At 33.8% G+C, this 8,673-nt stretch carries 6 protein-coding genes, 1 rRNA gene and 1 pseudogene; 2 read left to right on the top strand and 6 right to left on the bottom strand.

Annotated elements, in window-relative coordinates; all coding sequences use genetic code 11:
* Positions 1-9: 9 nt before the first annotated feature.
* Positions 10-125 (top strand): 5S ribosomal RNA (rrf, locus tag AC0L0O_RS29835).
* A gap of 14 nt (positions 126-139) precedes the next feature.
* On the opposite strand, the gene AC0L0O_RS29830 is transcribed toward rrf, so the two are convergent.
* From AC0L0O_RS29830 to AC0L0O_RS29815, 4 genes and pseudogenes are all read right to left on the bottom strand, one after another.
* Entirely contained in the window at positions 140-1,216 is a 1,077-nt protein-coding gene (locus AC0L0O_RS29830; RefSeq protein WP_428890197.1) for a glycosyltransferase WbsX family protein, read from the bottom strand.
* Between the two features lie 232 nt (positions 1,217-1,448).
* Positions 1,449-2,319, bottom strand: a pseudogene (locus tag AC0L0O_RS29825) (class I SAM-dependent methyltransferase).
* A gap of 26 nt (positions 2,320-2,345) precedes the next feature.
* Entirely contained in the window at positions 2,346-3,068 is a 723-nt protein-coding gene (locus AC0L0O_RS29820) for a class I SAM-dependent methyltransferase (protein ID WP_428890199.1), read from the bottom strand.
* A 303-nt stretch (positions 3,069-3,371) separates the two neighbouring features.
* A complete protein-coding gene (locus AC0L0O_RS29815; RefSeq protein ID WP_000790064.1) occupies positions 3,372-4,166 on the bottom strand; it encodes a sulfotransferase family 2 domain-containing protein in 795 nt (264 codons plus the stop codon).
* Between the two features lie 262 nt (positions 4,167-4,428).
* Here AC0L0O_RS29815 and AC0L0O_RS29810 point away from each other — a divergent pair, with 262 nt between their 5' ends.
* Positions 4,429-5,373, top strand: coding sequence for an NAD-dependent epimerase/dehydratase family protein (locus AC0L0O_RS29810; protein WP_000517675.1), 945 nt, complete (start codon positions 4,429-4,431; stop codon positions 5,371-5,373).
* 40 nt (positions 5,374-5,413) lie between these two features.
* Here the strand turns inward: AC0L0O_RS29810 and AC0L0O_RS29805 are convergent, their stop codons facing one another.
* Positions 5,414-6,190: a class I SAM-dependent methyltransferase gene (locus AC0L0O_RS29805; RefSeq protein WP_086419485.1), complete on the bottom strand. Its 777-nt coding sequence runs from the start codon at positions 6,188-6,190 to the stop codon at positions 5,414-5,416.
* 67 nt (positions 6,191-6,257) lie between these two features.
* Entirely contained in the window at positions 6,258-8,189 is a 1,932-nt protein-coding gene (locus AC0L0O_RS29800; protein ID WP_428890202.1) for a glycosyltransferase, read from the bottom strand.
* Positions 8,190-8,673: the final 484 nt, after the last annotated feature.

Below are 8,673 nucleotides of genomic sequence, written 5' to 3'. Positions count from 1 at the left end.
CCTTCATAGTTTGGTGATGATGGCAGAGAGGTCACACCCGTTCCCATACCGAACACGGAAGTTAAGCTCTCTAGCGCCGATGGTAGTTGGGACCTTGTCCCTGTGAGAGTAGGACGTCGCCAAGCAAGCTTAAGACGAGTCAGAATGACTCGTCTTTTTTGTATGCTTTCATACCTCTACTAATTGCTTGCTTAACTCCTTCTAAATAGGCGAATCCATGCTTTTTATCTGGTTCTAAGTAAGTACCTTCTGCCCATTCATTCCAAGCATTCATAAATAAAAACTCGCTGTTGTAAAGAGAATAGGTACGATAGATTTGCTTACTTAAATATATCGTAAACTTCTCAGGAGTAGAGCCTAGGAAGATGCTACTATTTAAGTCTTTGCGGCGTGCTGTGTTGTCCCAGTCAACAAAGGCACCGGGAAATGTTTTTTTCTCTGGAGGAGATCGCTTTAGTATATACATCCAAACTTTATCATAATCCCAAGCGTTTATTTGTTTACCAGACTCATATATTGTTTTATTTATGTCTGAAGAGCTATCATGAGCAATTGTATAAAAAGGCTCGAATTGAATGCTAGCATCGAACCCATTTATATTAGGAAGTGGGAAGCTGTTTAATGTTTCTACAAAGTATATACCTTTCAAACCATTTTCTTGTGCGAGTGTATTCCAGTAATTAAGCATTTGCTCACAGTCAGGGATATGCCCAGGACGGTAAATAATGAATAGTGGTTTATCATCTATACGAATATACCTTTCATCTTGGAAAGCTTGTAATAAATAGTCGAAGTGTTCTTTCCAATCCGATAACTCTCCATAATTTTGAGGCATTAATATATGACTATCAAGACCATCCCAAGTTTTTGTCCACGGTTCATTTGCCCAAGAAAGGCAAAATGGAAAACCTGGTTCGCCCGTCTTAAGTACTTCATTAAAGGGTGTCTCCAATAGTCTTTTTCCTTTAAACCAGTAATGGTAATAACAAAAACCATATATGCCGTGTGCTTTAGCGATTTCTGCTTGCCACTTTCTTACGGATGGGTCCGTTAAGTCATAATAAAAGTCTTGATAAGGTTCTCTAGGTTGATAATGTTTTGAAAATAAAGGCCGTGCACTTTTAGTATTTGTCCATTCAGTAAAACCTTTCCCCCACCATCGGTCATTTTCTTTTATTTGATGAAACTGTGGTAAGTAAAAAGCAATTATTTTCAAGGTATATCCTCCTTATGTTCTTTGTAGTTCAAAGTGGTGGGAAGTTACTTTTGATTTTTTGAATCGAGTTTAAAGCGCTAGATAGGTTATTTACTTACTATTTTGTTGTGCTTCATATTGGATTCGTTTTTACAGTTTGCTCAATAGGGGAATCTTGGATGATTTAATATATGGCTGAGATGAAAAGTGATTTTCATTATAAAATTATGTGCATTACCATGTAAGAAAAGGGTTAATCTTTTTGGAGAACAAATAGGGCTTGGGGTAATCGGTTTGCATCATCAAAAAAGCCCCGTAGCTTTAAATACTTCTCATAGTGATTTTTAATATAAGTTCTAGGTATAACGGTTTCTCCGTAGAAGCTACTATTTCTAACGTCTCCGGCTCCTGTAGGACTGTGGACAAAATTGCCGCTTTCATAATCCGAAATGGCCCGATTTATATCTGGAAAAGCTTGAGATAAAGTTTTATGCCAACCCGTTTGAATAAATTCAGGGTGTTCCTTGAATTGTTGACAGTAATCGAGAAAATAGCGTGTTTGTGTTGTAGCGATGAAGATTCCACCTGGACGAAGAATTCTTGAAAATTCCTTTATCCAATGTTCTGCAGTTTCTTCGGATAAATGTGAGAATACAGAATAAGCGAATATGATGTCCAATGAATTGTCACTAATAAATTCTACAGGAGGTTGTGGATTGGCGGTTTTATATATTCCTCTTCCTAACGTTTCATTGCAAATGTTAATCATTGCTGGATCTACATCAATCCCAAGTAAATTTTCATCGCGAACATCTTTGAAAAAAAGCGTATAATTCTTCCCCACCCGCAACCAAAGTCTAAAATTTTACGTTCTTTATTCAAGGGAACACCCAAATTTTGGGTATATGTTTTTACATGGTTATAAAACAAATATGCTTCATAAAGAGCATGTTCATAGGAAGCACCTACAAACTGTTGTTGAATTTCTTCAGGGGGAACATAGGTACTGGGGTGCCGTTTATCTTTGTTTGTGAGCAACTTTGTATAAATAGATTTAGAAGTTTAACATCAGAAAGAGGACTAACAAGGTTATCAAAATCATTTCCTAACTTAAAGTTATTCATTTGTTAACCTCCAAATTATATAGTGCCTAAAAATTATGTTCGTGTTTTTTACTAATAAAAACATGTAGAAATTCAGCATCTAATCCTAGTGATCTATCCTTTTGTAAATAAACAATTGTATACATATTTGCATGTGTATAAATATATTCAATCATATCTTGGCCCCAATCAAATGTTACTAAAGCCCCTTTCTCATCAATAGGATTTCCATGATAAATTGGCTCTTCCATATACTCAATTCCGTCTTTATTGTTTCTTGCTCTTTGTAAAGTCTTTGGGAGTGTATGATACCAAGGGACGGTAAACACATGAGCGCCACCAGGCTTTAAGACACGTTCTATTTCTTTAAAGGCTTTCTCTGGCTCCATTACGTGTTCAAAGACATCTTGCGTAATGAATAAATCAAAAGATTCATTTTGAAAAGTCATGTTTTCTAAATTCTCACATCTAATTCCTTGAAAGTATTGACCGAGAGGATAGTTTTTAAAGTATTGAGAATATGTATAGTTTTTACAGTTTTTTATTAGTAGTTGAGTTGTAATTCCTCCTGGTGAGGACTCGTGAATATGATAGGAATCCCATTTTGGAAAAAATGTATTTAAGACATGAACTAAAGCTCGTTGCCTCGGTATAGAGTGACATGTAGAACATAAGTAGTGATCTCTAAGCCAATCATTATGCTCTATAAATGCAGCTTCCTTCTCACAAATAACGCAGTATCCATTATTGTGCTTCAAATTACCTTCCACATGACATCCCTCCTGTATAAAATGCAATGTATTTCCCCCATTATTTTCATGGCAGTAATGCTCTCACCTCAAAATCCGGCTGGAGCAAAGAAGTTGGGTGGGAGATGAACTGCCCGTAAAGGCCCTCACTTTATGGATAGTATTAGACATATGTGAAACTAAAGAGAGTGGGTAGAAATTAGGGAAACCATAAAAGTAAGATTGGTAGAAGGGATAATTAGCGGGGAGAACCCCCACGCTAATTAAAGTTTCACTTTATGCTATGCGATACATTTGCTTTTATTCATTGAAAAACGTAGGGGTTTAAAATATCCCTTTCGTGTATGGATACATTTCAAAATCCTTTGCATATATTTCTGTAACTAAATCCATTGTTTCTTTGTCATAAAAGCTTGCGTATGTTGGAAATCGGGGAAAGGCTTCATCTGTAATGCTAAGTTCTGCATAGCTTCCTGTATAAACCATCTTGTGAGCGCGGTGATGACCTGAACTTGTAAGTTTTGTTAGGTCAGATTTAATTAAACCGTATTCGTTTTCTATTTTGGGAATTTGCTTATTAAAATCTTCTAAAGGTATATAGCTTTGGATAAAGGCTTCTTCACCTTGGACGTATTGTTGACTGAAGTGCATATCTATTACTTGGGAATTGGAACCAAGTGTTTGAACGTAATATAAAAATTGTTTGAATGATATTCCTTGCTTACTATGCTTGTCATTATAAAAACACTTTCGGATACTATCCCATTGAGGACTAGCATAAGGATTGTCAGCAAGTAATAAAAATGAGCTAACGGCCCTCGTATAGGGATTTCGTACGAGTTTACAAACATGTTTTTTTGCTTCGAGAAGACCGCTATGTACCGCTTGTATATAATTGGGGTTATTTTTATATACCCAGAATTCATAGTAATGAATAAAATCATTGTATTTCTTTGCTTCAGGAAATAATCCAATTTGAAAGAAGAACCAATTAGCTAATGCGGTACATCCGCTTCTATGACTCCAAAATAATATAAGGGGAAAATCCTTATGGAAATGCGGAATTCGATCTTTATGTAGAATGATGTACTCTAAAAACTTTTGATTTATATTTTTCATGAGTTGAACACTCCTTTTTTAAGGATATAGAAGAGGATTTTTTATTAATCCAATATATTCATGAGAGTGAGTAAATATTATGAGTGTATTTTGCTTTCGTCTTAAATAAGATAGTGATTCTAAAAGGGAAATATAAAATAAAGATAATGAAAGTGTATAAGAGGCATACAATTATAAGAAAAGAAATAATAAAAGTGTCCAAGTTCATTTATTTGTATTTCTAGGTGTGATAAGCAAAAATCTTATTACTAGAGAGGATATTATGGGGAAGAATAATTATTTAATAGTAGGTGGAAATAGTTTCATCGGTATTAACCTCGCATTAGGTTTATTGAAACAAGGTCAAAATGTAAAGGTATTTTCCAGGCATTTAAATAATTTCCCTCAAAATATTATAAGTGAGGTCGAATTTATTAAAGGTGATTTAGCTAATGTTGAAGATATATATATAGCTTTAGCGAATGTGGATATTATTATTTATTTAGCTGCAACGTCTAATGTAGCAACTTCAATTGAAGATGTTTTCGGAGATATAAACAGTAGCTTTTTTTTTCTTAATTTCATGGAAAGCGTTAAAAATTTTCCTATTAAAAAAATTGTATTAGCATCTTCTGGAGGCACGGTTTATGGTGAACCTGAATATTTACCTATTGATGAGGACCATCCATTAAAACCACTTTCTCCTTATGGAATAACAAAAGTGTCGCTTGAAAATTATTTGTACTTTTATAAGAAAAAATATGGAATTGAATATGTTGTATGTAGATATTCTAATCCGTATGGAAAATATCAAAATCCTTTAAAGAAAGTTGGGGCAATAAATTGTTTTTTGTATCAGCATCTCAGTAATGAAAAGATTAATATATATGGGAATCCACAAGAGATTATTCGAGATTATATTTATATCGATGATTTAGTGGAAATCACTATACAACTATCACAATTAAATCGCTTGAAATCTTGTGTGTATAACATAGGGAGCGGCAAGGGTCTCTCTTTAAAACGAATTATAGTAGAACTGGAGAAATTAACGGAAAGAAAAGTGGACTTTATCTGCTATAAACAAAAGCAAGAAAATGTTCAAAAAATCATTTTAAATATAGATAGGGTAAGACGAGAATGTAATTGGGAACCGAAAGTGGATTTCAAAAGTGGAATTAGATTAAATAAGCTATGGATTGAAGAGTTCTTATATAGTAAAAAATAATAAACCATGCCCTACTTCTGTATAAGTAGAGCATGGTTTATTATTTTATTTCTTTTTGTATTACCCAAAGGTCTTGATGTTCCCACCAAAAACCTTCAGTGTATTTTTTAATGATAGGATTATAAGGTAATAATTTAATTTTGTCACATACGTAAGAGGGACTAACGATCGTTTGCCCGTATTGATGCACATCTAAATCCAGTTGTTCACTAGAGGGGAGAAACCAATAACCTTGTTTATTTAAATCTGGAAAGCTGAAGTACTTTTTACTTTGATATCCATGAGTTGTGAAAATGAATAATCCGCCAGGGGAAACAGCATTATACAATGTTTGAAGCCAACGAAACCAAGTTGTATCAGGCATATGAGAAAAAAAGGATAGACAAAAAACAATATCATACGTAGACGAGGCTAAGTTTACTTGTTCTGGTTCAGGGTGAGATAAGATAGATGAAGTATGTAATGTGCTTTCAATAAAAGTAATAGCCTCTTCGTGTATATCACAAGTAGTTATACGTAAGTTCGTTTGCTGATTTAATAAATGACGTGTTACGCAGCCATATCCGGATGCGAATTCTAATAATTTAATTGGGGTGTCTACAGGAGGATAAAAGGAAGTCATTAAATCTAAGAGTGTTTCTGCTGATTTTCTTCCATCTTTAAAATAATAATCTATTGCTTCTTTTTTAGACGGAAAAACTGGATTCGTGACCAGGAATTGAAAGATATGATCCTCTGGATGGATACTTGCATTTACATTGTAGTTCTGTGCAATTTGAGAAATCAAATCTTTATTTGTCTCTATAAATTCTTTCAAAGAGTAATCCTCCCTTAAATAATAGTAATATCTTATAAGAGATACGGATGGTAAAGAAAATATATAATTAAACCTTCAAATATGCTTTAAGATACTTTCTATATGCGTACATTTTCTTTTTTGAAATGTCGTCGATAGTAAAGGTTTCTTTAATAAAATTCTGCATTTGTACAACTTCACTGTAATGGGAATATGAATCTTCTGCTCTCGTTACACTATTTTTATGTCGTCTATGATAGTTTAGAGGTTTTGGATTGAAATAAATGTTCCCCTCTTTAAGGATAGAAACATAGAAAAACCAATCACCGGCTATTTTAAACTTTTCCAATTGTTTTGCTGTTGTTTTTATACCTATGTTTTTAAAAACTACACTTGAGACATTAGGTATGGTGTTTTTGATAAGTAACGTATCTTGTATTTCATCTATCCCTTTTCGGACATAAGAACGCAGCCATTTTTCCTTATCAATATCGTTTGTGTAATCCAAATAATGATTGGCCAAGATATTTCCTTGTTCATCTATTTGCTTTGATTGTGTGTAACTTAAGGAAACATCACTATCTATATGAAACCCTTGTATTACTTCTTCTAAAAATGTCTGATCACATAAGTCATCGGCCTCAGCAATCCAAATATAATCCCCGGTTGCTGCAGAGACACCTTTTATCCATTGATTAAATACAGAACCAGAGTTTTTATCGTTAATAATTTGCTGAACTTTCAGGTGGTGTTTATTTTCGTTTGAGAGCAGCTTTTCAAATGTAGATACGCTATTGTCAGTAGAGGCATCGTCTAGGAAAATTAGTTCGTAAAGGGGATAGGTTTGATTTAATATTGATGTAACTCGTTCGGGTAAGTATTTTTCGTAATTATAGTTCGGTATAATGACGCTTATTTTTTTATAATTATGCTCAAGCAAGTTTAATAATTGATAAACGTAATGAAGAAAGTTGAAATCTTTTTCAATAAGTTCTTGGCCAAAGGTCCCTTTCTGTAATCGTAAATCTTCATCCCCGATAAATTCATATATTTTTTCCAGCATCATCGGTAAGTTTAAATAGTCTACTAATGCACCGGTTTGTTCTGTAACAACATCTCCAAAACCTCCAGCGTTTTTAAACCCTATAACAGGGACTTTTGTATCTAATGCTTCTAAAACCACGTTTGGGAAAGGATCTTCTCTTGAAGTTAATAAATATAAATCAGCCCCAGCGTTATATAAACCGATATCTGGAGTAGGCTCCACTAATGTGAAATGTGCTGTATATCTTGGTGATAGCGTTTTTAAAAAGTGAACATCTGTTTTCCCAACCCAGATAAAATGAATATTTCTATGAATCTTTCTTACTGAGTAAGCAATAAGTGAGAATAAATCTATCCCTTTTCGATGATCAGCGAAACCTACCCCCAAAATGATTTTGCTATCTAGAGGCAGGTTGTGTTTTTTTCGTAATTCGTTTCTCGCTTTTGCAATATTGTTCTTATAAGGATTGTGGTTAAACAAACCTTGAGGGAGGATGTGGCACTTTTGATGATCTAATTGGGTGATTGTATGGAACTTTTCATACACGTATTGTGAAGGGAAGACAATTTTGTGAGCAGATTCGGCAATTTTTCTCGCTTTTCCCTCAGCTGAGTACTGTTGTATTAAATGCGGCAATTCATGTATTAATGAAATAACTTTTATATTATGTTTAGCTAGTAATGCAACTATATCACCACTTATGACGGTACTACATATGGCGATGGTATAGTCTTGTGATAATAACTTCTTTATTAATGATTCGACTTTGTTTTCCGTTGGGTAGTCTTCCTCTAGGCAATAAACAGGACCATACTTTTGAAAGTCGTGGATTAAAATGCCCGTTCCAATAGAAATAATTGCGACGGAGTAATGAAAGTTTTCTTTGAGAGCTTTAATAGTATGTAAAGAAAGCAGCTGTGCTCCGTGGAAATGGGCATCATGGGATACATAAATGATTTTCTTATTAACATGCATTTCATAACGCCTCCTAAGGTTAATTAGATTTTTAGTAAATGTATGGTGTATTTATAATTTCTAGAGAGAAGTCTAAATAAAAAAGCTACTTTTAATATATATTTGTTTGGCTTGATATTCATTCTTTAGAAAGTAGAAACTGTAGATTATGAAAGTGACTGCACTAGTTTATTAATCTTTAAGGAAGGAGTATAAAAATATCCTTCATAATTTATAAAATAAAAAGGATAAAAGGTATTGACGATTGGACATTAGAGGTGTAATATAGAACAAGTCGCCGATGACAACAACGTCGAAAGCGGCAAACGAAATAAAAAACTTAGTTGACATTAACTAACGAAGATGTTAACATAAGGGAGTCGCAAATGAGCGACCAAGTAGTTCTTTGAAAACTGAACGAAACAAACAACGTGAAACGTCAATTTTTATTTTAGATGCTAGACAAACTAACTTTATTGGAGAGTTTGATCCTGGCTCAGGATGA

The organism is Bacillus sp. GS3m_15504 (assembly GCF_055825275.1).
The sequence above is the reverse complement of the archived record's forward strand: the minus strand, read 5'-3'. Positions and strand labels throughout refer to the sequence as shown.

Excerpts from the sequence above, each read along its gene's own strand:
- AC0L0O_RS29810 (WP_000517675.1), top strand. The coding sequence starts at position 4,429 with ATGGGGAAGAATAATTATTTAATAGTAGGTGGAAATAGTTTCATCGGT.
- AC0L0O_RS29815 (WP_000790064.1), bottom strand. The coding sequence starts at position 4,166 with ATGAAAAATATAAATCAAAAGTTTTTAGAGTACATCATTCTACATAAA.
- AC0L0O_RS29800 (WP_428890202.1), bottom strand. The coding sequence starts at position 8,189 with ATGCATGTTAATAAGAAAATCATTTATGTATCCCATGATGCCCATTTC.